The organism is Micromonospora sp. NPDC005172, assembly GCF_040608555.1.
Lineage (GTDB): Bacteria > Actinomycetota > Actinomycetes > Mycobacteriales > Micromonosporaceae > Micromonospora.
Window position 1 is genome coordinate 179,545 of the sequence record NZ_JBEXIL010000004.1, and the last position, 26,125, is coordinate 205,669.

22 protein-coding genes are annotated in these 26,125 nt (G+C 71.9%); 14 read left to right on the top strand and 8 right to left on the bottom strand.

Annotated elements, in window-relative coordinates:
• The first annotated feature begins 21 nt into the window (after positions 1-21).
• On the top strand, positions 22-531 hold the full coding sequence (locus ABZV06_RS04760; protein ID WP_355618661.1) for a GNAT family N-acetyltransferase: 510 nt from the start codon (positions 22-24) through the stop codon (positions 529-531).
• 108 nt (positions 532-639) lie between these two features.
• Here ABZV06_RS04760 and ABZV06_RS04765 read toward each other — a convergent pair whose 3' ends face one another.
• Complete coding sequence (locus ABZV06_RS04765; protein ID WP_355618664.1) at positions 640-2,373, bottom strand: hypothetical protein; 1,734 nt, start codon at positions 2,371-2,373, stop codon at positions 640-642.
• A 352-nt stretch (positions 2,374-2,725) separates the two neighbouring features.
• On the opposite strand from ABZV06_RS04765, the gene pseB reads away from it, so the two are divergent.
• The 7 genes from pseB (at position 2,726) to ABZV06_RS04800 (ending at position 10,200) form a co-directional block, all read left to right on the top strand.
• Positions 2,726-3,709, top strand: a complete 984-nt coding sequence (gene pseB, locus ABZV06_RS04770; protein ID WP_355238108.1) for a UDP-N-acetylglucosamine 4,6-dehydratase (inverting) — start codon at positions 2,726-2,728, stop codon at positions 3,707-3,709.
• Positions 3,706-4,863, top strand: a complete 1,158-nt coding sequence (locus ABZV06_RS04775; protein WP_355618667.1) for an aminotransferase class I/II-fold pyridoxal phosphate-dependent enzyme — start codon at positions 3,706-3,708, stop codon at positions 4,861-4,863. Before pseB ends, ABZV06_RS04775 begins: the two co-directional genes overlap by 4 nt.
• Positions 4,864-4,873: 10 nt before the next feature.
• Positions 4,874-5,725: a hypothetical protein gene (locus tag ABZV06_RS04780; RefSeq protein ID WP_355618668.1), complete on the top strand. Its 852-nt coding sequence runs from the start codon at positions 4,874-4,876 to the stop codon at positions 5,723-5,725.
• Positions 5,715-7,553: a class I SAM-dependent methyltransferase gene (locus ABZV06_RS04785; protein WP_355618671.1), complete on the top strand. Its 1,839-nt coding sequence runs from the start codon at positions 5,715-5,717 to the stop codon at positions 7,551-7,553. Before ABZV06_RS04780 ends, ABZV06_RS04785 begins: the two co-directional genes overlap by 11 nt.
• Positions 7,554-7,618: 65 nt before the next feature.
• A complete protein-coding gene (locus ABZV06_RS04790) occupies positions 7,619-8,341 on the top strand; it encodes a glycosyltransferase family protein (protein WP_355618710.1) in 723 nt (240 codons plus the stop codon).
• 113 nt (positions 8,342-8,454) lie between these two features.
• A complete protein-coding gene (locus ABZV06_RS04795; RefSeq protein WP_355618674.1) occupies positions 8,455-9,387 on the top strand; it encodes a spore coat protein in 933 nt (310 codons plus the stop codon).
• A gap of 177 nt (positions 9,388-9,564) precedes the next feature.
• On the top strand, positions 9,565-10,200 hold the full coding sequence (locus ABZV06_RS04800) for an alpha-ketoglutarate-dependent dioxygenase AlkB (protein WP_355618677.1): 636 nt from the start codon (positions 9,565-9,567) through the stop codon (positions 10,198-10,200).
• A gap of 186 nt (positions 10,201-10,386) precedes the next feature.
• On the opposite strand, the gene ABZV06_RS04805 is transcribed toward ABZV06_RS04800, so the two are convergent.
• The 3 genes from ABZV06_RS04805 to ABZV06_RS04815 form a co-directional block, all read right to left on the bottom strand.
• Entirely contained in the window at positions 10,387-12,870 is a 2,484-nt protein-coding gene (locus tag ABZV06_RS04805; protein ID WP_355618680.1) for a DNA topoisomerase IV subunit A, read from the bottom strand.
• Between the two features lie 32 nt (positions 12,871-12,902).
• The gene (locus ABZV06_RS04810; protein WP_355618713.1) at positions 12,903-15,032 is read right to left on the bottom strand and encodes a DNA topoisomerase IV subunit B; all 2,130 of its coding nucleotides are present in this window, start codon (positions 15,030-15,032) and stop codon (positions 12,903-12,905) included.
• Positions 15,033-15,177: 145 nt separating this feature from the next.
• Positions 15,178-17,256 (bottom strand): hypothetical protein, encoded by a 2,079-nt coding sequence (locus ABZV06_RS04815; protein WP_355618683.1) that lies wholly within the window; start codon positions 17,254-17,256, stop codon positions 15,178-15,180.
• 265 nt (positions 17,257-17,521) lie between these two features.
• Here ABZV06_RS04815 and ABZV06_RS04820 point away from each other — a divergent pair, with 265 nt between their 5' ends.
• Complete coding sequence (locus tag ABZV06_RS04820) at positions 17,522-18,220, top strand: hypothetical protein (protein WP_355618686.1); 699 nt, start codon at positions 17,522-17,524, stop codon at positions 18,218-18,220.
• A 214-nt stretch (positions 18,221-18,434) separates the two neighbouring features.
• Entirely contained in the window at positions 18,435-19,691 is a 1,257-nt protein-coding gene (locus tag ABZV06_RS04825; RefSeq protein ID WP_355618689.1) for a hypothetical protein, read from the top strand.
• A gap of 53 nt (positions 19,692-19,744) precedes the next feature.
• On the opposite strand, the gene ABZV06_RS04830 is transcribed toward ABZV06_RS04825, so the two are convergent.
• Entirely contained in the window at positions 19,745-19,912 is a 168-nt protein-coding gene (locus tag ABZV06_RS04830; RefSeq protein WP_355618692.1) for a hypothetical protein, read from the bottom strand.
• 195 nt (positions 19,913-20,107) lie between these two features.
• Here ABZV06_RS04830 and ABZV06_RS04835 point away from each other — a divergent pair, with 195 nt between their 5' ends.
• Both ABZV06_RS04835 and ABZV06_RS04840 read left to right on the top strand, forming a co-directional pair.
• The gene (locus ABZV06_RS04835) at positions 20,108-20,740 is read left to right on the top strand and encodes a hypothetical protein (protein WP_355238141.1); all 633 of its coding nucleotides are present in this window, start codon (positions 20,108-20,110) and stop codon (positions 20,738-20,740) included.
• 203 nt (positions 20,741-20,943) lie between these two features.
• Complete coding sequence (locus ABZV06_RS04840) at positions 20,944-21,309, top strand: hypothetical protein (protein ID WP_355238144.1); 366 nt, start codon at positions 20,944-20,946, stop codon at positions 21,307-21,309.
• A gap of 55 nt (positions 21,310-21,364) precedes the next feature.
• Here ABZV06_RS04840 and ABZV06_RS04845 read toward each other — a convergent pair whose 3' ends face one another.
• Complete coding sequence (locus ABZV06_RS04845) at positions 21,365-22,312, bottom strand: DUF72 domain-containing protein (protein WP_355238147.1); 948 nt, start codon at positions 22,310-22,312, stop codon at positions 21,365-21,367.
• A gap of 132 nt (positions 22,313-22,444) precedes the next feature.
• Between ABZV06_RS04845 and ABZV06_RS04850 the strand changes: the two genes are divergently transcribed.
• Both ABZV06_RS04850 and ABZV06_RS04855 read left to right on the top strand, forming a co-directional pair.
• Positions 22,445-22,948: a DinB family protein gene (locus tag ABZV06_RS04850; protein ID WP_355238150.1), complete on the top strand. Its 504-nt coding sequence runs from the start codon at positions 22,445-22,447 to the stop codon at positions 22,946-22,948.
• A 103-nt stretch (positions 22,949-23,051) separates the two neighbouring features.
• Positions 23,052-23,348, top strand: a complete 297-nt coding sequence (locus tag ABZV06_RS04855) for a hypothetical protein (RefSeq protein WP_355618695.1) — start codon at positions 23,052-23,054, stop codon at positions 23,346-23,348.
• On the opposite strand, the gene ABZV06_RS04860 is transcribed toward ABZV06_RS04855, so the two are convergent.
• Both ABZV06_RS04860 and ABZV06_RS04865 read right to left on the bottom strand, forming a co-directional pair.
• Positions 23,317-25,395 carry a glycogen debranching N-terminal domain-containing protein gene (locus ABZV06_RS04860; protein WP_355238156.1) on the bottom strand — a complete coding sequence of 693 codons (2,079 nt, stop codon included), beginning with the start codon at positions 25,393-25,395 and terminating at the stop codon, positions 23,317-23,319. The two genes, ABZV06_RS04855 and ABZV06_RS04860, sit on opposite strands and share 32 nt — an antisense overlap.
• Positions 25,392-25,853 carry an SCP2 sterol-binding domain-containing protein gene (locus ABZV06_RS04865; protein ID WP_355618716.1) on the bottom strand — a complete coding sequence of 154 codons (462 nt, stop codon included), beginning with the start codon at positions 25,851-25,853 and terminating at the stop codon, positions 25,392-25,394. The genes ABZV06_RS04860 and ABZV06_RS04865 overlap by 4 nt, the downstream gene beginning before the upstream one ends.
• Positions 25,854-26,125: the final 272 nt, after the last annotated feature.

Here is a 26,125-nt window from a genome sequence, read left to right on the forward strand (position 1 = left end):
CAGACAGGAAAGCGGGAGCACGTGCTACGCGAAGCGACGGCGGACGACGTTCATCTGATGTTGTCCTGGCGTAATCAGGAAACCAACCGTCAGGTCAGCAAGACCAGCCACGAAATCACCGCCGAGGAGCACGCCCGGTGGTGGTCGGCGGTGCGCGCCGACCCGACGCGACGGGTCCTGGTGTACGTCCACGACGACACGCCCTGCGGCGTCGTCACCTTCTTCGACCTGCGGCTGGACGGTCCGCGTACGGGCGCGTGGGGCTTCTACCTGGACGCGGACGGGCTGGCCGAGCGGGGCGCGACGCTGCCGGCCTGGCTGGGGGTCATGCGGGAGGCCGTGGAGTACGCGTTCGACGGACTGCACCTGGCGCGGCTCGACGGGGAGGTGCTGGCGCACAACACCGTCGTACGACAGATGAACCGGCGTTTCCGATTCGTCGAGGACACACCGCGACAGGAAATTTCCGACGGTCGTGAAATCGCCGTCATCCCGATTTCCCTGGCCCGCGAGGATCGCCGCCAGCGCTGATTGGCGCACAATTTCCGCGATGGCGGAAAAACGTTAACCGCCGGTGCGCCCGGTGGACATCCGCCGTTCATCGAAACGCGGATGCCACCGGGCGGAACGGGCGTCGGATCAGGCGCGCCGCCAGGCCGCCCAGTGCTGCTCCTCGTTGCCGCCGAGCCGGACGAAACCGTACTTCGCGCCGTTCCAGTCGTCCGGCTGGCCGGGGGCCCAGCGGGCGAACACCACCTGCGCGGCGGCGGGTGGCTGCTCGCGGAACCACCGCACGTCGGTCCAGGTCACCTGGTGGCTCAGGTTGAACCGCAGGATGTAGTGCACGCCCGTGGAGGCCCAGACGCGCTCGCCGGGGCGTACGCCGACGTCGGCGACCCGGGGTGTCGGCGCGGTGCTGGCCGCCATCGGTCGCACCAGCCGCTGGTCGATCACCTGCATGGTGAGGAGGTTGACCACGACCAGGACACCGAGCAGCGGCAGCCGCAGCCGGGGCACGCGGACGGCGGCCACCAGCAGGACGCACGCGCCGATGCCGAGCAGCGACCCGAGCACCGGACGCATCTCCCGCCAGCCGTCGGTCAACGCCATCAGGTCCGGCGCGCCGAAGCCGCCGTAGCGCAGCGAGTGCCCTCGGCTGGCCACGTACGCGAGCCGGACGGCGACCAGCGCGCCACCGGCGACCAACAGGCCCACCGCGACCGCCGCCCGGCGCAGCACCACCCGACGCTCCTCGGTGAGCAGCACTCCGAGCCCGACCAGCAGCCAGAACGGGGCCAGCATCTGCACGTAGCGGCCGTAGATCGCGTCCAGCGGCTTGCCGGTGATGCCGGCCAGGATCACCGACGCTCCGCTGGCCACCCCGACGCTCACGACCAGCGCGACACCCATCGTCCAACGGGTGGCGTCACCGTGGCGTGGACGCCACAGCTCCTTGACGGCGGCGGCCCAGGCGAATCCGGCCAGTCCGAACGTGATCACCACGAGGTACCAGAGTTGGGTGGTGACGGCCGCCGCGACGCGTACCACTCCCTGCCCGGAGGCGACCGCGGCGACGGTGCCGCCGCCGGGGGTGCTGCCCAGCAGGTAGACCTTGTCCCCGAGGAGGCGGATGCCGGCCTCGTTGACCAGCGCCAGGGCCAGCACCGGCAGCAGCGCCGCGAGCACCGCGAGGGGGGTGACCCGGCGGCGGGCGAACAGCAGCAGGACCAGGCCGGCGTGCACGGCAACGATCACCAGGCCGCGCGAGTGCAGCAGGTGGAACGCCCCCACCAGCAGGCCGACGGTGGCCGCCGCGAGCGGCCCGGGGCGCTCGATCCAGCGGTGTACGGCGAGCAGCCACGCGACGACGAGCGGCGCCATCACCGTGTCGATCATCGCCACCCCGGCGTAGAAGGCGGTGGCCGGCAGGGTGGCCGCCGCGGCCGCCGCGAGCAGCGCCGACGCGCGGGGCAGTCGGAGCACCCGCCGGCCGAGGAGGTACGCCAGCGGCAGCAGCGCCGAGTTGACCATCGCGTTGATGAGCTGGACCAGCCGGTAGCTGTCGGCGAAGTCGTGGTGGCCGAGGAACGCGGGCGAGATCAGCATGGGATAGCCGACGCGACGCAGCAGGTCGTTCTCGCTGCTGAACCCGCCCGGACCACCGGCGAGGGCGCGGGCGGTGTTCAGATAGCTGTCCTCGTCGGTGTGGGCGATGGGCAGCGCGATGTGCCGCGACAGCCACATGCGCCAGGCGACACTCAGCACCCACCCGACGAACAGCAGCAGCGGCACCAACCATCGGCGTGCGGGTGTCTCGGTCGACGTCTCGGCCGGTACCGCCGGCCGTGCCATCACGTCGCTGCCGGTTGCCATCAACGCCTCCTGAACTGCCGGCCGGCCGGCCGCTGGGCACGCCGGCGCGGCCGGTGACGCTCGGGGATGACCCGCTCGCACCGAGGCGGCGCGGATGTCGGGTGAACACGGCACCGCCGACGCGCAGGGGCTGCCGGGTCGCTCGCGCGGCCACTGTAGCGGCCGAATCTCCCCTGGTCAGTCCGCTTGCCGGACGGTCGGAAGTGTTCGCCTGCGCGGTGCCCGCCATTCACGACCCCAGGGGAAGCGGTTAACCCGCGAGCGCCGGTGCGTTAACCCGCCGCGGTTAGCGTCTCACCCCGGTCGGCCGGCCGAGGGCCGCCGGTTCATCCACGATCACGGGAGCACCAAATTGAGTGAGTTGAATGGATCGTCCATTCTGATCACCGGGGGAACGGGTTCCTTCGGCAGGACCTTCCTCCGGCACATCCTCACCGAGGCCGACCCCGCACGGGTGGTGGTCTTCTCCCGCGACGAGCTCAAGCAGTACGAGCTGCGCCAGCAGCTCGGTGACGATCCGCGCCTGCGCTGGTTCATCGGCGACATCCGGGACCGGCACCGCCTCACCCGCGCGATGCACGGCGTGGACCACGTCGTGCACGCCGCCGCCCTCAAGCAGGTGGACACCGCGGAGTACAACCCGTCGGAGTTCATCGCCACCAACATCACCGGCTCGCAGCACGTCGTCGACGCCGCGATCGAGGCGGGCGTCAAGAAGGTCATCGCGCTCTCCACCGACAAGGCGTCCAGCCCGATCAACCTGTACGGCGCCACCAAGCTGGTCGGCGACAAGCTGTTCGTCTCGGCCAACCACTACGCCGCGCACCACCCGACCCGGTTCTCCGTGGTGCGCTACGGCAACGTGGTCGGCAGCCGTGGTTCGGTCGTCCCGCTGTTCCACCGGCTGGCCGCCGAGGGCAAGAGCCTGCCGATCACCGACAAGCGGATGACCCGCTTCTGGATCACCCTCGAGCAGGCCGTGCAGTTCGTCATGGACTCGTTCGACCAGATGCAGGGCGGCGAGCTGTTCGTGCCGCGGATTCCCAGCATGCGCATCCTCGACCTGGTCGAGGCCGTCGCCCCGGACGCCACCACCCACGAGATCGGCATCCGGCCGGGCGAGAAGCTGCACGAGGAGATGATCGCCCCGGACGACAGCCGGCGGACGCTGCGCGCCAAGGACCGCTACATCGTCCAGCCGACCATCGCCGGTTGGGGCTACCAGCCGCCGGTCGACTGCGAGCCCGTGCCGGACGGCTTCGCCTACCAGTCGGACACCAACGACGAGTGGCTCAGCGTCGAGCAGTTGCGCGACATGCTCGGCCTGACCGCATGACGGGGATGCTCCCGTACGGCCGGCAGTCGATCTCCGAGGACGACGTCGCAGCAGTCGCCGACGTGCTGCGCGGCGACTGGCTCACCACCGGCCCGCAGGTCGACGCGTTCGAGGCCGACCTCGCCCGCTGGACCGGTGGGGTGGGCGTCGCCGCGGTCTCCAACGGCACGGCGGCGCTGCACGTCGCGTACGCGGCTGCCGGGGTGGGACCGGGCGACGAGGTGGTGGTGCCACCGATGACGTTCGTGGCGACCGCCAGCAGCGCCGTCGCGCTCGGCGCGAAGATCGTGTTCGCCGACGTCGAGGACGAGACGTTCTGCCTCGACCCGGCTGCCGCGGCGGCGGCGGTCAGCTCACGTACCAAGGTGGTTTCCGCTGTCGACTACGCCGGACACCCGGCCGACTACGACGCGCTGCGCGCGACGCTGGCGGGCAGCGACGCGCTGCTGCTCGCCGACGCGGCGCACTCCATCGGCGGAACGTACCGTGGCCGGCCGGTGGGCTCGCTCGCCGACCTGACCACGTTCTCGTTCTTCCCCACGAAGAACCTGACGACCGCCGAGGGAGGCGCGGTCGCCGCGCTCGACCCGGAGGTCCTGAAGCGGGCCCGCCGGTTCCGTGGCGTCGGCATGGTCCGCGAGCGCGCCGACCTGCGCCACCCGGACGAGGGCGGCTGGCACCAGGAGGTGCACGAGTTCGGGCTGAACTACCGCCTGCCGGACGTGCTCTGCGCGCTGGGCCGCAGTCAACTGCGCCGGCTCGCCGCGTTCACGGCCCGCCGGACCGCGCTCGTCGCCCGCTACGACGAGGCACTGGCCAACCTGGACGGGGTACGCCTGCCGGTCCGCAGGTCGTGGGCCGACCCGGCGTGGCACCTCTACCCGATCCGGGTGCTCGACGGCCGTCGCCGTGAGGTGTACGACCGGATGCGCGCCGCCGGCATCGGTGTGCAGGTCAACTACATCCCCGTGCACTGGCACCCCGCCTTCGCCGACCTGGGTTACCGGCGCGGGTCGTGTCCGGTGGCCGAGTCGTTCTACGCCCAGCAGCTGTCGCTGCCGCTCTACCCGGGACTCAGCGACGCCGACCAGGACCGCGTCGTCGATGCGCTGACCGCGATCCTGCGGGGCAGCGCGGTGCGTTCCGCCGCCTGATGGGAAGCTGATGCACCACGCGAACCACTTCTACGGCCACGCCCACGTGCTGGCCCGTTACGCCGGTCTCGGCGACCGGCATCCGCCACGGATCAACGGGTACGTGCAGCACGGCTGGAACATCGGCGACGGCCTCGCGCCGGGCCACCCGTACGCCGACCGCACCCCGAGCCTGCTCTGGTCCGAGCAGACCCGCCGCCGGGCCTGGTCGGTGGGGCGGCGCAACGTCGTCGTGATCGGCGCTCCGTTCGTCTACCTGCTGGCCATGCGGCCCGAGGACCCGCCGGAGCAGGAGCGGGAGGGCACCATCTGGTACCCGTTCCACGGCTGGGAGGGCCAGCACGTCAAGGGCGACCACCGGGAGCTGATCGCCCGTATCCGGGACACCGAGCCCGGGCCGGTCACGGTCTGCCTCTACTGGCACGAGTACGGCATGCGCCACGTCCGACGGCTCTACGAGCGCGCCGGCTTCCGGGTGATCTGCCACGGCTACCGGGGACACTGGTGGAAGGACACCGACCCGGAGTTCCTCGACAAGCAGTTGACCGAGCTGCGCCGGCACCGGCGGGTAGCCTCCAACCGGCTGACCAGCGCGATTTTCTACGGCATCGCGGCCGGCTGCGAACCGGCGGTCTACGGCGACCCGATGATCCTGTCCAACGAGGACCCGACCTTCGGTGGCACCGCCCGCATCCGACGACAGTGGCCGGAGCTGCACGGCCCGCAGGTCGACAGGCCCACCGCGGTCTCGATCGCCCGGGCGGAGCTGGGCACCGACTACCGCTGCACCCCTGCCGAGCTGCGTGAACTGCTCGGTTGGGCGAACCTTCCGGAAGAAGAAGAGGACGACAGTGACGACTGAGACGGCACCCGCCGGCCGGATCACCCTGCCCGGCGGCGAGATGCTGGCCTGGTCCGACCTGCCGACGGAGCGGTTGGCCGACGGAGGACCCCTCGCGGCTCTGGCCGCCCGCGTCGTACCGCCCGGCGCGCGTGTCCTGCTGGCCGGCCCGCACGACCCGGCGCTGCTCGACCGGCTCGCCCACGCCGAGGTGACCTGCCTGCTGCGCAGCCACCCGGACGCCGTGGCGCTGGCCCAGCGCGCCGCCCGCGTGATCGTCGGCGGCCCCGCCGGCCTGGCCGACGACGAGACGTACGACGTGGTGATCGCCGCCGCCGGCCTGGACCCGATCGAGTCGGTGGAGGGCACCCGGCTGGGCTGGGACGGCGTGCTGGCACGGCTGGTCGCGGCGGTACGCCCCGGCGGCGCGCTGCTGCTGCGCCTGGACAACCCACTCGGGCTGCACCGGCTGGTCGCCACCACCCCCTGGTACGCCGCCCGCGACGATTCCGCCTGGATGATCGCCGGCGTGCTCGATGCGGCCCACCCCGCCAACCGGGACCAGCTCCGCCAGCGGATCACCGACAGCGGGCTCCGCCCGAGCGCCTGCTGGGCCGCGTACCCCGAGGGCGCTACGGCGACGGCTCTGCTCGACGCCGACCAGCTCGACCGCGGCGCGCACCGAGGGCTGTTCGACGCGGTGCTGCACGGCGCCTGCGCCGGTGCCTTCGGCCCCGCGACGGTGCTCCAGGACCCGGCCCGGCTGGCGGTGGACGCCCTGCACGCCGGGCGCGCCGCCGACCTGGCGCCGGCCTGGCTGATGCTGGCCCACCGGCCCGGCGGACCCACCGACACCCCAGCCGACGGGGATCTGCCGGTGGCGCTGGTGCAGACGGGGTCGTCCGGGCAGCCCGGGATCGGCGTGCTGGAGGTACGCGACGGCCCGTCGGGCTGGCGGTGGGGCCACGTGGTCACCGCCGACCCGACCGCGCCGGCCGCGCCGTTCGCCAGCCGCGAGGCCGCGTACCGGGACCCCGACGCGTTGACCGGGCCGGTGCCGTCCGGGCGACTGCTGCACACCCTGCTGCTCGATGCCGCGCTGCGCCGCGACCTGGCGACGGTGCGCACGCTGTTGCACGGGTACGCGGGCTGGCTCGCCGACCAGGCCGACGCCGACGGACGCCTCGCCGGCGCCGCAGCGCTGGCCAGCGCCGACAACATCGTGGTCGACGGGGAGCGCTTCGCGGTGCTCGACCCGAGCTGGCGGGCCGCCGACCGACTTCCCGGCGACGTGGTGCTGGCCCGCGGGCTGTGGCGCTTCGCGGCGGCCCTGCTCACCGGCGGGTACGCCCACCCGTGGTCGTCCACCCTCGACGTCGCCGGCCTCACCGTCGTCCTCGGCGGGCTCGCCGGCCACGACCTGGATCGGGCGACAGTGGCCGAGGCGGTACAGGCCGAGGCGGCGATCACGGCGAGCCTGCACGGCCTGGACGTCGAGCACCGGACAGCCCTCGCGACCGAACTCCAGGCGGTCGAACCGACCGATCCGCCGCTCGGCGCGCACAGCTACCAGCAGCTACGCGAGGCGTGGCTGCGTCAACGCGAGGAGATCAGTCGGCTCGCGGCCCTGACCCGGTGGACCGACGAGCTGCTCACGTCCCGGGAGCGGGCGCTGCGCCGGGCCGAGGCGAAGGTCGGACTGCTCAGCGGGTCCATCAGCTACCGCGTCGGCCGGCTCGCCATCACTCCGGCCCGGCTGGCCAAGCGGGGTGCGCGTGCCGCGAAGCGACGAGCACGGGCGGCGCTCGCCCCGAAGCAGCTCGGCACGGAGCAGGAGGAGCAGCAGTGAGCGGCGACGGCGACGCTACCGCGACGGCGGGCCCACCTGACCCGGGCCAGACCCCCGCGCCACGGATCGTCGGCATCGTGCAGGCCCGGATGGGCTCGTCGCGGCTGCCCGGCAAGGTGCTGCGCCCGCTCGCCGGGCGGTCCGTGCTCGGCCGTGTCGTCCGCGCCGCCCTCGACAGCGGCGTCCTCGCCGACCTGGTGGTCGCGACGAGCACCGACGCGGTCGACGACGCGGTGGTCGACGAGTGCCGGCGACTCGGCGTGGCGTGCCACCGCGGACCCGTCGACGACGTGCTGGGCCGCTTCGTGGGCGCGCTCGCCGCGCACCCGGGCGACGCGGTGATGCGGTTCACCGCCGACTGCCCGCTGCTCGACCCGGAGATCATCACGCTTGTCGCCTCGGTGTACCGGGCCGTGCCCGGCCTGGACTACGCAAGCACGTCGATCGCCCGCACCCTGCCCCGCGGACTGGACGTGGAGATCATCCGCGCGGAGACCCTGCGTACCCTGGACCGGCTCGCCACCGGCCACCACCGCGTGCACGTCACCTCGTACGCGTACACCCATCCGGAGCTGTTCCGGGTGCTCGGGGTGACCCTCACCCCGGACCGCTCGGCGCTGCGGCTCACCCTCGACACCGAGCAGGACTGGGCGCTGGTGAGCGCCGTCGCCGACCACTTCGGCGACGTGAGCGTGCCACTCGCCAAGCTCGCCGACTGGCTCGACGGGCAACCCCGGCTGCGCGCGCTCAACGCCGACGTACGCCAGAAGCGGCTGGAGGAGTCCTGAGCGCGCTACGGGTCGGACTCCGCTGCGACGCTGGGCCACGGCGCGGCGTCGGGCATCTCGTCCGCTGCCTCGCCCTCGCCGAAGAGTTCCTCGCCCGGGGCGCCCACGTCGCGGTGTTCGGCACTGTCGAGCGGGTCGGCTGGGCCAGCGCCGAACTGGCCGCGCGCGGAATCGAGCTGCACCCCGCCCCGGAGTCACCGAGCGAGCTGGTCGAGACGGCCCGACGACACGACCTCGACGTGGTGGTCCTCGACTCGTACGAACTGGACCCAGCCGGTGCTGGCGCCCTGCGCGCGGCGGGTGTCGTCACCCTCGCCGTCATCGACGGGGACAGCCGGGGCCAGGATGCCGACCTCTACCTCGACCAGAACTTCGGGGCACAGCTTCCGGCGTTGCCCGGGCGGCTGCTCGCCGGCAGCGGCTACGCCCTGCTGCGCGACTCGGTCGTGACCGCCCGCCCGGCGACGCCCCGGCCCGCCACGGCGGTCGGCAGGCCGCGGGTGCTGGCGTTCTTCGGCGGCACCGACGCGGTCGGCGCGGCCCCGGTGCTGACCCGGGTGCTGCTGGCCACCGGCCACCCGATGGACCTCACGGTCGTCGTCGGGCGACCAGAGATCGAGGCCGAGCTGGAGACGATCACCCCCGGGCGGGGACAGATCGTGCGTCCCGTCCCGCCCACCGGCGCGCTGCCCGCACTGATCACCGAGGCGGACCTGGTCGTCAGCGCCGCCGGCACCTCCACCTGGGAACTGTGCTGCCTCGGCGCGCCCGCGGCACTGGTCTGCGTGGTCGACAACCAACGCGAGTCGTACACCCGGGTGGTGCGGCACGGCCTGGCCGCCGGCCTCGGCGAACTGCCGGACCTGACCGCCACCGGGATGCCCGGGCGGACCGCCCGGGCTACGGCGGCGCGAACGCTCAACGGGCTCCTCAGCTCGCCGCAACGCCGCGCAGCGTTGGCCGCCCGAGCCTGGGCCGCCGTGGACGGCCAGGGCCGCGCCCGCGTCGTGGACGCGGTGCTACAAACCGCCCCCACCCCAACCTGACCCCGCCCTGCCCCCGCCCCCCACCTCCGCGATCTTGCACTTTCTGTTGCGACACAAGGGGCAAATCACCTCATGTCGTCGACCGAAAGTGCAAGATCGGCGCGGTCGTGGGTCGGGGCTCCCCGCTCGGGGTCTGACACTCGCACGGGTGTACTAACGTGCTGCTAGGGTGGCTTCATGGAGGCCGCCTACCAGCCGTCGATGCTCGATTTGACCGACACGGAGCCGACTCTGGGGCCACTGGGCGGTCAGATCCGGCGGCACCAGTTGAGCCGGGGCGCCTGGGTCGACCACCTTCCGACTTGGGTGCAGGGTTCCGACGCGGTCCTGGACACCCTGCTCGCCGAGGTGCCCTGGCGTGCGGAGCGCCGCACCATGTACGACAGCGAGGTCGACGTGCCACGCCTGCTCTGCTGGTACGACGGTGAGCGGCAACTGCCGCACCCGGTGCTCACCTCGGCGCGGACGGCACTGACCCGGCACTACGCACCCGAGCTGGGCGAACCGTTCGTCACCGCCGGCATGTGCCTCTACCGCTCCGGCCGCGACAGCGTCGCGTGGCACGGTGACACCATCGGCCGCTCGGCCCACAGCGACACGATCGTCGCGATCGTCTCCTTCGGGTCACCCCGGCCTCTGCTGCTGCGCCCTCGCGGCGGCGGCGGCGACAGCCTGCGCTTCCCGGTGGGGCACGGCGACCTGATCGTCATGGGCGGCTCCTGCCAGCGCACCTGGGAACACGCCATCCCCAAGACCACCCGCCCGGTAGGCCCAAGGGTCAGCGTCCAGTTCCGCCCCGTCAACGTCGCCTAACCCACCCCACCCCCTCCCACCCTCCCCACCCCCCTCCCCTCCCGCCTCCCCCCCGGCCTCCCCGCCGGGTGATCATGAAGTTATTGCCAAGACACGCCGACGACGGCGGCAATAACTTCATGATCGACGGGGGCCAGCAGGCCCGGAGGGGCCGTGGGGGTGGGTGGGTGGGGTGGGTGGGGGCGGTCAGTCGCGTTCGATCAGGTGGCCTACCACCGTTGGGCCGAGCATCACCGCGAAGCCGCTGCCGTCGCGGCGCGGGTCGGCTGCCGGCAGCTCCACCGGGTCGCCGGTGACTGTCGCGCCGACCGGACGCGGTCCCACCCAGGCCACGGCGACGTCCGTCTCACCCTTGAGGAAGCGGTGGGCACGCACGCCGGCGGTCGCCCGGCCCTTCGCCGGGTACGCCTGGAACGGCGTGACCTTGACCGTCGCCCCGGTGGAGGTGACCACCATCGGCTCGCCGTGACCCGGGTCGTCGGTGCGTACCGCGCCGAAGAAGACCACCCGCGCGCCGGCCGGCAGGTTGATGCCGGCCATGCCGCCGCCCTTGAGGCCCTGCGGGCGGACCAGCCCGGCAGCGAAGCGCAGCAACGACGCCTCCGAGGTGACGAAGGTCAGCGTCTCGGTGCCGTCGGTCAACCAGGTCGCCCCGACCACCTCGTCACCGTCCCGCAGGCCGATCACCTCGAACTCGTCGGAGCGCACCGGCCACTCCGGCGCGCACACCTTCACCACGCCGTGCCGGGTGCCCAGCGCAAGCCCGGGTGAGGTGTCGGCAGCGCCGCTGAGCGGGACCAGACCGACAACGGTCTCCCCCGCCTCCAGCGGCGCCAGCTCGGCGGCGGACATGCCGCCGCGCAGCGACACCGTGCCGGCCTGCTCGGGGAGCACCGGCAGCGGCAGTACGTCGACCTTGAAGGCGCGACCCGCGCTCGTGATCAGCAACACCCGGCCACGGGCGGTGGAGTGCACGATCGCGCGTACCGTGTCGTGCTTGACCCGACCGTTGCGTCGGCGCCCCTCGGCGCTCTCCTCCGACTCGGCCGCGGTCCGGGCGACCAGCCCGGTCGCCGAGAGGATCACCTGGCACGGGTCGTCGGCGACCTCCAGCGGGCCGGCCGGCGCGGACGCCGCCAGCACCTCCTTCAGGTCACCGTCGACAAGGGTCGTACGACGTTCGGTGCCGAACTGCTTGACCACGGCGGCCAACTCGTCGGAGACCAGCTTCTTGAGCACCCGCTCGTCGTCGAGGATCGTGGACAGCTCGGCGATCTCGGCACGCAGCCGCTCCTGCTCGGCCTCCAGCTCGATCCGGTCGAATTTCGTGAGCCGGCGCAGCGGCGTGTCCAGGATGTACGTGGCCTGGATGTCGGAGAGGCCGAACTGGCTCATCAGCCCGTCCTTGGCCTCCTGCGCGTCGTCGCTGCCACGGATCAGACGGACCACCCGGTCGATGTCGAGCAGCGCGACCAGCAGACCGTCGACCAGGTGCAGCCGCTCCTCGCGCTTGCGCCGACGGTAGGAGCTGCGCCGGGTGACCACCTCGTACCGGTGGGCCAGGAAGACCTCCAGCAGGGCCTTCAACCCGAGGGTACGGGGCTGACCGTCGACCAGCACGAGGTTGTTGACGCCGAAGGACTGCTCCAACGGGGTCAACCGGTACAGGTCGGCGAGCAGGGCCTGCGGATTGACCCCGACCTTGCACTCGACCACGAGGCGGGTGCCGCTCTCCCGGTCGGTGAGGTCCTTGACGTCCGCGATGCCGGTCAGCCGCTTGGTCTTGGTGACCTCGTTGGTGATCGCCGCGATGACCTTCTCCGCGCCGACGCCGTAGGGCAACTCGACCACGGTGATGGCCTGGCGACCCCGACTGCCCTCGATGTGACCGATCTCCACCTTGCCGCGCATCCGCACCACGCCGCGCCCGGTCTCGTACGCCCGGCGCACCTCGTCGAGGCCGAGCAGCACGCCGCCGGTGGGCAGGTCGGGGCCGGGGACGAACTCCATGAGCCGGTCCAGGGTGGCATCCGGGTGGTTGATCAGCCACCGGGCCGCGGAGACCACCTCGGCGAGGTTGTGCGGGATCATGTTGGTGGCCATGCCGACCGCGATCCCGGACGCGCCGTTGACCAGCAGGTTTGGAAAGGCCGCCGGCAGCACGGTCGGCTGCGTCAACGAACCGTCGTAGTTGGGCTCGACGTCGACCGTGTCCTCGCCCAGCTCACCGACGAGCAGCATCGCCTCGCGGGACATCCGGGCTTCGGTGTAGCGGCTGGCAGCCGGGCCGTCGTCTGGAGATCCAAAGTTGCCGTGCCCGTCGATCAGCGGCACGTTGAGCGAGAAGTCCTGCGCGAGGCGAACCATCGCGTCGTAGATCGCCGTGTCGCCGTGCGGATGGTACTTTCCCATTGTATCGCCGACAATTCGGGCGGACTTCACGTGGCCGCGATCCGGGCGGTAGCCCTGCTCGTACATCGACCAGAGGATCCGCCGGTGCACGGGCTTGAGGCCGTCGCGGGCATCCGGCAGGGCACGGGAGTGGATGACCGAGAAGGCGTACTCCAGGTAGGAGTCCGAGACCTCGGTCACCAGCGGGTTGTCGAAGACCCGCGCGCCGGCCTGGTCGAACGAGGAGAGATCGACCTTGTTGTCCTTACGGCGTGCCATGACTCAGCTCTCCACTCGAACGAGACAGGTGCTCATGCGTCGATCGCCTCGCGGTCGACCCGGTCGGCGGAGTCGATGAGCCAGTTGCGGCGCGGCTCAACCTTCTCGCCCATCAGCAGTTCGAGGATGCGCTCGGCGGCGTCCACGTCGTCGAGGGTGATCCGGCGGACGGCCCGGGTGGCCGGGTTCATCGTGGTGTCCCACAGCTCGTCGGCGTCCATCTCACCGAGGCCCTTGAAGCGCGGGATGGGCGTGACGATCTGCTTGCCGGCCTTCTCCAGTTTGCGGACCGTCGTCTCCATCTCGGCCTGGGTGTAGGTGTAGACGGTCTGCGGGTTCCGCCCCTTGGTCGTGATCTTGTGCAGGGGCGGCATCGCCGCGTAGAGACGACCGGCCTCGATCAACGGCCGCATGTAGCGGGCGAAGAGGGTGATCAGCAGCGTACGGATGTGCGCGCCGTCCACGTCGGCGTCGGCCATGATCAGCACGCGGCCGTAGCGCAGCGCGGAGAGGTCGAACGTCCGCCCCGAACCCGCCCCCAGCACCTGGACGATGGCCGCGCACTCGGCATTGTCCAGAACCTGCTGGAGGTTGGCCTTCTGCACGTTGAGGATCTTGCCCCGGATGGGCAGCAGCGCCTGGTATTCCGACGAGCGCGCCATCCGGCTCGTCCCCAGCGCGCTGTCGCCCTCCACGATGAACAGCTCACTGCGGTCGATGCCCGTCGCGCGACAGTCGACCAGCTTCGGCGGCATGGACGCGCCCTCCAGGGCGGTCTTACGCCGGGCGGCGTCCTTCTGCTGCTTCTGGGTGAGTCGTACCCGCGCCGCGTCGACGATCTTCTGCAGGACGACGCGCGCCTCGGCCTTGGTGCGCCGGTCCTCCAGCCAGGCCTTGACGTGCGCGTCGACGAGGCTCTGCAGGACCTTGGTGATGCCGGTGGTGGACAGCTCGTCCTTGGTCTGGGAGGTGAACTGCGGCTCGGGAATCCGCACGTGCACCACGGCCGTCATGCCCTCCAGGACGTCGTCCAGGGTCGGCGGCTCCTCCTTGGCCTTGAGCAGGCCGCGGGTGTTGCGGACGGCGTCGGCGAGGGTGCGCACGAGGGCACGTTCGAAGCCCTTGCGGTGGGTGCCACCGTGGGCGTTGCGGATCGTGTTGGTGAAGCACTCGACGGTGCGCTCGTAGCCGGTGCCCCAGCGGAACGCCACCTCCACCTCGGCGCGGCGCTGCACGTTGGACTGCATGACACCGTTGGCGTCGGCGGCGTTCTCCCGGTAGGTCCCCTCGCCGTTGACCAGCAGGATGCCGGAGACCGGCCGGTCACCGGCCGGCGCGAGGAACTCGACCATGTCGCTGAGCCCGTTGGGGTAGTGGAACCGCTCCTCGGCGGGCGCCTCGCCGGTCAGGTCACGCAGCAGGTACGTCACGCCGGGGACCAGGAACGCGGTGTTGCGCAGCTTCATCCGGACGGCGTCGACGTCGAGCGCCGCGCCGGTCTCGAAGTAGCGGGCGTCGTGCCACCAGCGGATGGAGGTGCCGGTGCGCTGGCCGCGCTTCATCGCCCCGGTCACCTGGAGGCCGGGGCCGGCGGTGAAGGACGCGTCCGGCCCGTCGCCGTCGAAGATCCCCGGCACGCCGTGCCGGAACGACATCGAGTGGACCTTGCCGGCGCGGCGGACGGTGACGTCGAAACGACGGGACAGCGCGTTGACGGCGGAGGCGCCAACGCCGTGCAGACCGCCGGAGGTCTTGTAGCCGGAGCCGCCGAACTTGCCGCCCGCGTGCAGGCGGGTCAGCACCAGCTCGACGCCGGAGATGCCGGACTTGGCGTGCACGTCGGTGGGGATGCCGCGACCGTCGTCGTCGACCTGCACCGAACCGTCGGCGTGCAGGATCACCTCGACGTTGCTCGCGTGACCGGCGACACCCTCGTCGGTGGAGTTGTCGAGGATCTCGTTGACGAGGTGACCCACGCCACGGCTGTCGGTGGAACCGATGTACATGCCGGGCCGCTTGCGGACAGCGTCCAGCCCCTCAAGGTGGGTGAGGTCATCGGCCCCGTACAGGGTGTCAGGCTCTGCGGTCAACTGGTCGTACTCCCCGGTCTCGGCGGTGTGGTGCCGCGTCCGAACTGATCGGTCGGCCGGCGCGCGCCGCAGCGAGCCTAACCGGCAGATGTGACACGACGACGGCACCCCGCAGTCGAGGCCCGCATCCCCGGTGCGAATGCGAGCCTCGACATCGTCTGCTGTCGTCCGGTTTCGACGCGTCAGCCGCGCCGTGACCGGTTGGTGGTCGGCCGCCCTACGGGGCCGGCACCTGGATAACAAGCGAGCTGTAGCCGACGTTCCCGACGCTGTCCACGGCGGCCACGTACAGCGTGTTCGTGCCGTAGGCGGGCGTCGCCAGGGTCACCGAAACGGTCTTGCCGGTCCAGCCGAGGCTCGTGCCGGCCTCCGCCTCCTCGGTGGGAGGGTTGCTCCAGCCGTAGCGGAAACTGACCACGTCCAGGTCCGGCGAACGCAGCTTGTAGGTGTAGAGCTCACCGGGCGGGGCGGGACTGGTGACCGCGTCCACGCTCACCGTGGGCGGCTGGTTGTCGATCGTGAACTCGCACCACCCCGACCAGGGGCTGGCCACGTAGCCGTCGTCACTGCGGGTCCGGAAGGCGTACGACTTCCCGTTGGTCGTGCCGGTCACCACTGCCGTGGTGGAGCGGGCGCCGGCCAGGACGGTGGAGCCCGTCGGCGCGGTCATGCGCGGCGTGGCGCTGTCGTAGACGCCCGAGGCGGGGATCTCCAGCAGTTCGTACGCCGTCTGGAGGACCTGGCCGGAGTCCGCGTCGGGGAAGACGGCGGAAAGGGTCGGCGGGGTGGCGAGGGTGACCCGTTCGCCCGTGACACAGGCCGCGCCACCGACCTGGAGAGCGGTGGGCTGGGTGGGCGGCGTGTCGTAGTCGACCAGCAGGCGTGCCGAGCTCGGGTCGAACTTCTTCCACCGGTTCGCCGTGCTCTCGCCGGTCCCGGACGAGTCGCTGCACGCGCAGAGCCCGTAGGTGATCGTGCTCAGGTGCGCGGCCGCCGCGCTGCTGACGCCGGCGGTGACGCTGCCGGTGAATCGCACCATCATCGGCGGCTGCGGCGCGTCGGTGCAGCCCGCCCCCGGGTTGGCGTGCGAGTTGGCGGAGGCGCGCAGCGTGGTCAGCGCGGGCGCCCAGGCGGTGCGGGGGGTGCTCGTGATCGGGCCCGACTGGTAGAGGTAGGTCGGGGTGTCGAAGCAGGACCAGGTGTGGGTCGCCACCACCTGCACATACGCCGACTTGATGAGTTTGCCGCTGAGATTGAGAGTGGGGAACTCGAAATAGGAGCGGTAGACGACCCCGCTGTCCGGGTTCAATCCGACCCGGGCAGCCGAGGTGTCGGTGTTGGTGGAGTTGTTGGTGGTGGCGTACGCCCAGCGGGAGGGGAGGGCGGACCAGGCCGGGTCGATGTAGACCGGGAAGGTCGCCTTCGCCGGGTCGAGCAGGCCCGCGGACGGGCGCAGCACAAGGTCGCCCGCCGCGTCGACGGCGGTCGCCACGGAGGAGGTACGCGCGGCCAGGCCGGGACCGGACGGCGAGGAGGCCGCCGCACGAGGCGCACCGGCAGGGCCGGAGGAGTCCCACATCTCGGCGGTGGCGGCGCGTGCCACCTCCGCCCCGCCGGCGAGCGCCCGCAGCGAGCCGTCGGCCTCCCGCCGGACCCGTGCGTCGCCCCCGAGGTCGAAGCGGATCTCCCGCAGCGCCGGGTTCGCCGCCGCCTGCGGGGTCTTCACCACGAGGACGTGGGTGAAGCCGGTGTGGGTGGCCGTCAGCACCAGGTCCACACCGGGCAGGACCTCGGGGTAGGTGGCGGCGTCCCCGGACACGCTCGGCGCGGGCAGCGCGCCGGGCCAGCCCAGCGTCATCGACTTGGCGCCGTTGGTCAGGGTGGCGGCGGGACCGTGCCCGCCGGCCGAGAACAGCACGGTGGCCGGGGAGACCGCCGGTCGCCAGCCGCTCGCCGCGCGGTGCAACGACAGGTCGACCTCGGACCAGGAGCCGTCGGCCTGGCGGACCCGCTGTGGAACGGCTGCGGTCTCGGCGACGAAGCCGCCACCCGGCTTGGCGAAGACCTGGGTCAGCTCGCTACGTGCCGATTCGACCTCGACGCGCTGACCGGTACGCGTGGCCGTGGCGGTCGCGTGGGCGGCGTCCCGCGCGGTCGTACCGCTGGACGTGGTACCGCCCGTCGACGTCGGCACGGCCGACGCGGGTGCGGCGAGGAGGGCGACGCCGATGGACGCCGAGATTCCGGCGGCGAGCAGGCGACGGGTTGATGATCTCGGAATGTGGACAGCATGCATGGAGCGGCCAATGGCCACCGCAACCCCCGTGTATGTGAGACGGCCAGACGGGGGAACTGTAGAGACAGAGATCCAGCACTGTCCACGTCTGTCACATCCCGTGAGCACAAAGGAGACGAGGTGCCGCATACCGCTGGGCGCGGCTGCCGAGCGGCACGATCGGTGACGACCCGGGAGATGCACGGTGATCGCGGGACCACGCAGCGACAGTCATCGCCGGTACGGTTCCTGTTGCATGCATGGCGGAGGCCGGGAGGTTGCCGAGGTGGACGAAACGACAGGCGACGCCCTACGGCGCTCCCTCGGTACGCGCACCCGCCGCTGGCTGCTCGCCGGCACCCTCCTGGCGGGGCTGCTCACCGCCGTGGCGCTCGTCGCGACGGCGGCACCCACCGACCGGACGTTCGTCGACCTGTCGGGCACGGTCCAGAGCCTGATGTCGGTGGCGACGCCACTGTTCGGCATCCTGCTCGTACGTGATCCACGCCGGGCTCGCGCCGACGTCGTCCCGACCGTGTTCGGGGTGCTGCTGCCGGCGGTCGTGATCGGCGTGGGTGGTGTGGCGATCTGCGCCGCGACACTGGCCGTGACCCCGGCCGGCGGGGTGGACGATCGGTGGCGGCACGTCGGCACGGTGGCGGTGGGCAGCGTGCTGGTGCAGCTCGTCGCCGGTCTGGTGGGCACCGGACTGGGCCTGCTGCTGCGCTCGCGGGTGGTCGCGTTCCTCGCCACGATCGTCCTCCCGCTGGGCCTGTTCGGGCTGCTGGGGGCGGTGGACGCGCTGCGTCCGGCACAGCCGTGGCTCACGCCGTTCGGCAGCGTCCGCCATCTGCTGTCCGGAGAGATGAGCGCGCTGCGGTGGACGCAGTGGTTCTGCGTACTCCTGATCTGGGGTGTCGGTCTGAACGCGCTCGGCGCGGCCGTGCGCGCCCGCTCCGAGGGCGACGCCGGCGCGGGCGCGTGACGCCGGAGGCACCCTCGCGCTAGGCCGGCGCGCGCACCGGCGATCGACACCATCCACAGTGCCGGGTCGGCCCGTGCTGGGCGCATACCGCTGCGCCCGGAGCCGTCGTGTCTTTCGTCGAACGATTCTGTTACGGGCCATTGACGCCCGTTGCACAGGGGTGATCTGATCGCGCTCTCAGAGAATCTTTCATCTTTCGATGGATGGGGACCCCATGCCCAGGTTCCGCCGTACCGCGCTCGCCGCGGCACTCACGATCGTCACAGCCGCGTTGTCGACCGCCGTCGCGCTGCCCGCCCCCGCTACCGCCGCGCTGCCCACCGCCGCCGTGGCGCTCGGTGACAGCTTCATCAGCGGAGAAGGCGCTGGGTCATACACCCCGGTGGTCGACACCAACGGGGTCTCCCAGGGTTTCCCCGGCTGGACCGCGCCGAACAACAACGCCTTCTTCTGCCACCGGTCAGCGAACGCCTCGCTGAACCAGGCGAACCTGCCCGGCATCCAGAACCGGTTCAACCTGGCCTGCTCCGGCGGCCAGCCGCACGACATCGCCAACGCCTCCCAGGCGCGGACCAACGGCCGTACGGTGGCCGCGCAGCTCGACCAGCTGCGTGCCGTCGCGCAGACCCAGGACATCGACCTGGTGCTGATCGGCCTCGGTTCCAACAACAGCTCGTTCACCTTCGGCAGCGTCGCGGAGACGTGCGCCAACCGGTTCATCGCCGACGCCTGGACCGGCTGGTGGGAGTTCTGGGCGTACCTGAACGGGCCGGTGGAGCAGAAGCCGTGCAGCGACGCGGACCTGGCCACGGCCGCGCAGCTCAGCGCCGCGACCGCGGAGACCACCGCCGCCGTACGCCAGATCCTGACCACCCTCGACCAGGTGGACGCGGACGGGCAGCACCGAATCGTGTTCCAGGACTACACCAACCCGCTGCCGCTGGACCTGAACCCGGCGTTCTACGAGGAGGACGGTCGGGACGACACCCGGGACAAGTTCCGTGACCTCGGCGCCGAGCGGTACGCGGCCGGATGCCCGATCCACCTGGCCAGCCTCGCCCCGGGACACCGCTTCTCGCAGGGTCTCGGTGGCATCGTCAAGTCCACCCGGGACACCCTGGCCGCCGAGTTCCCCAACGACGACCTGGTCTACCTGAACGTGCAGCGGGCCTTCGACGGCGCGCGGCTGTGCGAGTCGACGTCCAGCCCGACCGGCGCGCTGGCCACCCCCATCCGGCTCCAGGACGGCGCGACGGGCACCTTCGTGACCAGCCTCGCCGGCAAGGACAAGATCGCCATCCAGCGGATCGCCAACACCTGCGTCAGCTACTTCCAGACCTGCCAGGAGTCGTGGCACCCGAACGCCACCGGGCACGAGGTGCTGGGCCAGTGCCTCGCCGGCGCGGCGGTCACCGCCGCCCGCGCGGTGTCGTGTGTCCGCGCCGGCAACGGGACGATCTCCGTCTCCTGACCGGTTCTGCCACCGGAGGCCCCGTCACCCGACGGGGCCTCCGTCGTGTCGGCTCAGTCCTCCTCCAACGGCGTCCGCTCGCCGTCGCGTTCCACCTCGATCGACGCGTGGTCCTTGCGCGGCGCGACCTCGGCGGTGTTGCGGTGCGGATCGTTGTCCGGGTGCATGAGCACCGCGTCGGTCTTGGGAGTCTTCTCGCGGACCTCGTCCGGCTGCGACATGCCGTTCCCCTCTCCGTCAGCGTCGACGGGATCTACCCGCCGCCACGCCGACGACTCCTCCCGGTGACGATCTGCGACCACGACGCCCGTATGTCCCTGTCGCGCCACCCTGGCGAGGATCGACCGGCGGACGACGGGGTTAGCCGCCCGGGCGACGGGTAAGCCGCGTCGCCCGACACGGCGGAAGGGGATCACATGTCCGAACGACACACCGCACTGCGCTCCATGCACGATCTGGGTCTGGCGGCCTGGTTCGGTGGCTCCCTCATGGGTGCCTTCGGCGTCAACGGCGCAGCGGCGAAAATCAACGACTCGACCCAGCGGCTCCCGGTCGCCTCGGCCGGATGGTCGAAGTGGACGCCGGTCAACGCGGCCGCGATCGGCGCGCACCTCGCCGGAGCGGTCGGCGAACTGGTCACGGAGAGCCCACGGGTGGCGGCCCAGCGCGGCGTCGGCCGGGCCAGCGCCATCAAGACGGCCCTGACGATCGGCGCGCTCGCCGTCACCGGCTACAGCCGGTTGGTCGGCATGCGGTTGGAGAAGGCGGGCGGTCCGCCGGTGAGCGGCGCCACCGAGCCCAATCACCAGACACCGGCCAGCGTCGCCTCCTCGCAGCGACAGATGAAGCTGCTCCAGTGGGCGATCCCGGCACTGACCGGATCGCTGGTCGTGGTCACCGCGTACATGGGTGAGCAGCAGAAGCCCGGCCAGGTGCTGCGGGGGATCCTGAGCCGCACCGGCGGGATGCGCGGCGCCCCGATGGGCCTGGCCAAGATGGGCATGGGCATGGGCGTCGGCAAGCGGCAGATGGCGATGGCCGGACGCTGAGCGTCGGGTCGGCCGGTGTCCCGCCGGACCGTCGACGACGGGGCACCGGCCGACCCCGCGCACCCGCGCGGCACGCCTGAGGGGCAGGGATCACGCCGGAGGATCGGCCGGCCCCGCGCCCGGTGGCATCGAGTGACAGGACCGGGTCCGGCATCCGGGCAATCCGTCCGTCGACAGCGGCGGACCAACCGAGCGAGGTGGCCATGACGGCACACGAGGGACGCGGCGGTGACCGGCTCGAACCGGAGGCGACCAACCCGTGGGGTACGGGCGACGACTTCGACGCCGACGCGCCCTGGGGTGCGGGCGACGACTCGCCGATGGACGAGGGCAGCGAGGAGACGGCGGTGCCCGAGGGGCGGCGCGGTGAACGGCGCGCGGGCGCCCCGGTCGGGCAGAGCGGTCCGGCGGGCCGGCACGGCTTCGGCTCGGTCGAGCCCACCCGCACCACGGTGGCCGGGCCGGGCGCGCCGCCCGACCCGGCGCCCAGCGGCCGGAGCTTTCCCGACGAAGCGGACGTCACCGAGCGTTCCCAGGACGCGCTACGCACCCGGGGTCGACGCTCCTGATCGCCCGCCGCTGTCCGCGTGCCCCGCTCGGGACGGGGTGCACGCGGGCGGCCCGTCAGCCGGTCGAGGCCGCGACGGTCTGACCGTCGGACGGCCGACGCGGCCCGACCGGTACCCGCTCGTCGGCGAGCATGGTCTCGGCGAGCAGTTGCGCCAACCGGGTCGCGTCGCGCTGGGCCTGCCCGGCACAGCAGTTGTTGAACAGCACGTGCAGGTCGTCGACGTCCGCGGCCAGCCCGGCCAGTCGATCCGCCCAGTCGCGCAGTTCCTGCTCGGCGTACGCGTAGCGGAACTTGTCCTGCTTGTCGCCGTCGCGCCACGCGTCGCTGTGGCCGTGGAAGCGGACGATCGCCGGCTCCGCCGTCCGCGTCAGGATCGGTGGCACCGACGACGGATGCCCCTGCGGCATGTCCACGCAGACCAGTGAGAGGTCGTGCGCGCGCAGCAGGTCCAGGGTCGCGGTCGTGGCGGCGCCGTCGAACCAGGACCCGTGCCGCAGCTCCACCGCCACGCGCCACGGCTGGCACCGCTGGGCCAGCTCCACGATGCGCCGCTCGGCGGCGTCGCCGCGCGCCAGCCAGGGCGGGAACTGCAGGAGCACGGTTCCCAACTTGCCGGCGGCCGCGACCGGGGCCAGCGCCGCCCGGAAGCGGACCCACAACTCGTCGTACGTCTGCTCGGGCAGGTCACGCCGGCGGACCCGGCTGGGGCCGGCGGCCGGTCGCAGGTCGCGAGGCAGCACGGCGACCGGCGTGGGGTGCCCGGTGAAGAGGCTGAACGCCTTGACGTTGAAGGTGAAGTCGTCAGGCGTCGCCTCGACCCAGCCCTGCGTCGTCTCCGGCACCGGAACGGCGTAGTAGGACGTGTCCACCTCGACCAGCGGGAACCGGCTGGCGTAGAAGGCCAGCCGGCGCGCCGGCGTGTTGGCCGAGCGGGGATACCAGCCGGACCGCAGCAACGTCTGGTCGGCCCAGGACGACGTGCCCACCTTGATGACACCCATGTCATTCAGTGGACAGTCCCGCACCCCGATCGGCAACCGCTGGCGGCCGGTGCCTCGTCGTGTTTCGACCTCGAAGTGTCGGTGCCCGGTCCTAGGCTGACCGCCGACGGACTCCGAGGAAAGGGCGACACCATGACCAGCACCGCGCAGCTCACCGGGGAACGAGCCGACCTGCTGCAGACGCTGCGCCGGCACCGGGGCTTCCTCCTGCAGACCGTCGACGGGCTGACCGACGAGCAGGCGGCCACCCGTAGCACCGTGAGCGAGCTCTGCCTCGGCGGGCTCGTCAAGCACGTCGCCGGCACCGAGGAGCGGTGGATGCTGTTCGCCGTGGGTGGCGCGGAGGCGATGCAGCGGTCCGAGATCGACTGGGTCGGCCAGTTCCGGATGGCACCGGGCGAGACCCTGGCCGGGTTGGTCGAGCGGTTCCGATCGGTGGCCGCCCACACCGACGAGTTGATCGCCACCCTCGACCTGGACGCGGCCCACCCGCTGCCGCAGGCCCCGTGGTTCGAGCCGGGCGCGAGTTGGACGGTGCGTCGGGTGCTGCTGCACCTGATCGCCGAGACGTCCCAGCACGCCGGGCACGCCGACATCCTGCGGGAGGCGATCGACGGGGCGAAGACCATGGGCTGAGCCCGGTCCGGCAGTCGCCGGTCCACGTTCACCTCGTGTTCCGCTCCCCCCGACCGGAGGCGGATGTGACATCGCCCGACGGGGCGGCGCTGAGGGACACGAGATGAGCGCGGACCGGATAGACCAGGAGACCGCCGAGCGGCTGCTCGGTGGTCTCGCCGCCATGCCGTCGGCTGCCGCGCATCCGGTCGTGCTGCTGCTGACGGCGGTTCGCGCCGCGGCCCGCCCCGGGGAGCTGGCCGGTCTGGGTCACGCCGTGCAGGGCTTCCGCCGCGCCCAGGCGCAACACCGTCGCCCTCCCCCGGCCCGGCGGCTCGGGCGCTCCCCCGTCGTCGAGAGGAGCACGGACGGCACGACGGCCGCCGACCTCAGGACCGGGGAGGGGACGTCGGAGGTCTGACCGGCTGGGTGGAGCGCTCGCCGGCGTACGCGTCGGTGTGGCCCCAGCGTCCGGGGACGCCGAGCAGGTCGACGCGGCCGAAACCCGCGGGCAGGGCGGGCCTGACCAGCAGGTCCTCACCGGTGGGCCGCAGACCCAGCAGGGTGCCCAGCAACATCAGCAGGGCTCCCGACGACCACGACTTCGGGCGTCCGGCCGAGGGCAACTGGACCGGATACTTCGTCAGGCTCCGCTCGTAGCCGGCGATCTGCTCCGGCACCGCCCCGCCAAGCGTCTGCGCCATGTCGAAGATGCCGGCCGCGATCCGGGCCGCGTGCGCGTCGAAGCGGTAGTGCCGCAGCCCGGCGGCGATCAGGGCGTTGTCTGACGGCCACACCGCCCCCAGGTGCGACCCCACCGGGTTGTACGGGCGCTGGCCGGCGGCGAAGGTCCGTACGCCCCAGCCGTTGAACAGCCGGGGCCCGACCAGGTGCTCGGCGACCGCCTCGGCCCGATCGTCCGAGACGATCCCGCTCCACAGCAGGTGCCCGATGTTGGACGACAGGGCGTCGACCGGTTCGCCGTACGGGTCGAGCGCCAGGGCGTAGTACTCCCGGTGCGGCAGCCAGAAGTCCCTGTTGAACCGCTCCTTGAGTGCCGTCGCCTCCGCGTCGAGGCGGTCGGCGTACGCCGGATCGCCCCAGAACTCGCGGGCCAGCCGGGCGCCGCGCCTCTTGGCGTCGTACGCGTAGCCCTGCAACTCGCAGGTGGCGAGGGGAAGCTCGGGCATCCGCCCGTGCGCGTCGACGATCGCGTCCGGGGAGTCCTTCCAGGACTGGTTGACCGTGCCGACGCGCTCGTTGCGGCGTTGGTAGCGCACGTAACCGTCACCGGTCATGTCGCCGTACTCGTCGATCCAGTCCAGCGCCATCCGGGCCGGTTGACCCAGCTCGCGGACCAGTTGGGCGTCACCGGACCAGCGCTCGTACTCGTCGAGCAGCACGACGAACAGCGGGGTCATGTCGGCGCCGGCGTAGTACACCGCGCTCGGTCGCTCGCCGAAGACGCTCGACTCGCCGTAGCGGAGCTCAGAAATGATCTTGCCGGGCTCCTCCTCGCGTTCGTCGTCGAGGTGCCCGCCCTGCACCAGGGCCAGCATCCGCAGCGTGGCGGGCGTCAGCTCCGGGGTGAACGCCAGCGTCTCCAGGCAGGTGATGATGCTGTCCCGACCCAGGAAGGCCATCGCCCACGGCAGGCCGGCGACCGGCACGCGCTCGGCGGTCGACAGTGGCCGGTAGCGCAGCGCGGCCAGGTCGGCGAGGCTCCCCCGGTACATCATCTCCAGGCCGTCGCGCTCGGCCACCAGCTGCGGCGCCCGGTCGAGCCAGTCCTGGAGATCCTCCCGCATCCCGGTACGGACGGATTGCTGGTGCGCCTGCAGGCTGGCCCGCATGTCCTGACCGCCCTCCCCGACGACGGCCAGGACGACGTGCAGGTCGGTCTCCCACCGCCCGTGCGGGGCGACGCGGAGGCGGAACGTCATCCCGCCTTCGTCGACATCGACCGCGGCGGTGCTGCTGATCGTCGTCTCGCGGACGAAGCGCTGCCGTTCGTAGCGCAGGGTGAGCCGCTGGCGCGCCGAGTCGACGTCGACCCGTACGTCCCGCCGCCGCACGTCCCCGATCTCGTTGATGTCGGCGAAGTCGCTGCCCATCTCCATACGTACGGTCAGCTCGGCGGGCTGCGGCGAGTGGTTGAGCACAATGATCTTCTCGTGGAAGCACTCGTGGATCGAGCGGTGCCGGATGATCGACACGTCGGCGTCGACGTAGTGGCTCGCCGCGCCGGGCACCAGGAAGAACCGGGTCTCGAAGTACGTCATGTCGTCGCGGGAGAGGGCGTTGATCGGCTCCCCGTCGATGGTGAGCACCCAGTGCGAGAGGAAGCGCGTGTCGAACGCGAAGAGTCCGACCGGCGCCTGCGGATCCATCTCGATCTCGATGTCACCCTGGGCGTCGCTGATGGCGAACACGTTTCCGGCGAGGACGTGCACGAGTTCCTGTCTCATGGCCGGTCGTCCCGCCCGCCGGACGCCGCCCGCTCGCCGGGCCCCGCCCGCCCGCCGGGCCCCGCCCGCCCGGCGGACGCGTGTCGGCGGGCCAGCGCGGCCCGTCCCAGCTCACGTGGGTGTCGAGCACCCTTCGGCCCCGGCAGGACGCGCCGCAGCACCAGCAGCAGCCGCATGTCGCCCCGCAGGGTCAGCTCGTTGCGCAGCATGGCTGTGCCCGGGGGCAGGTCACCGTTGACCAACTCGTCGAAGACGCTACGGGCGGCGCGGACGATCAGGTCCGCGTCCTCGGCCGAGCGGGTGACCGTGATGTGCTGGCCCGCCACGGTCAGGTACCAGTGCTCGGTGTGCCCGTCGTCGCGCAGGTCCAGCCGGAGCGTCCCGGTGGTCGTCTCCGGTAGGTCGAAAGACCGGCCCGTGTCCAGCTGCTCCAGGTAGCTCGACGCCGTCGTGACCATCACATCCCCTCCCGCATCCCCGCAGGATCACCCGAAAAAGGGTGAGCGGGCCTCACCCGAACCAGGTGAGCCCCACTCCCCCGCGATCTTGCACTTTCTGTGGCGACACATCGCCCAGAAGACCCCAAATCAACAACCTAAAGTGCAAGATCGCGGGGGCGGGGGCGGGGGCGGGGCGGGGTGGGGTGGTCCTGACGGCCGGGACGACCCGGCAGCAGCCGGGCCAGCGGCACCTCGCCGTCCTCCAGCACGTCGGAGTCGTAGACATTCAG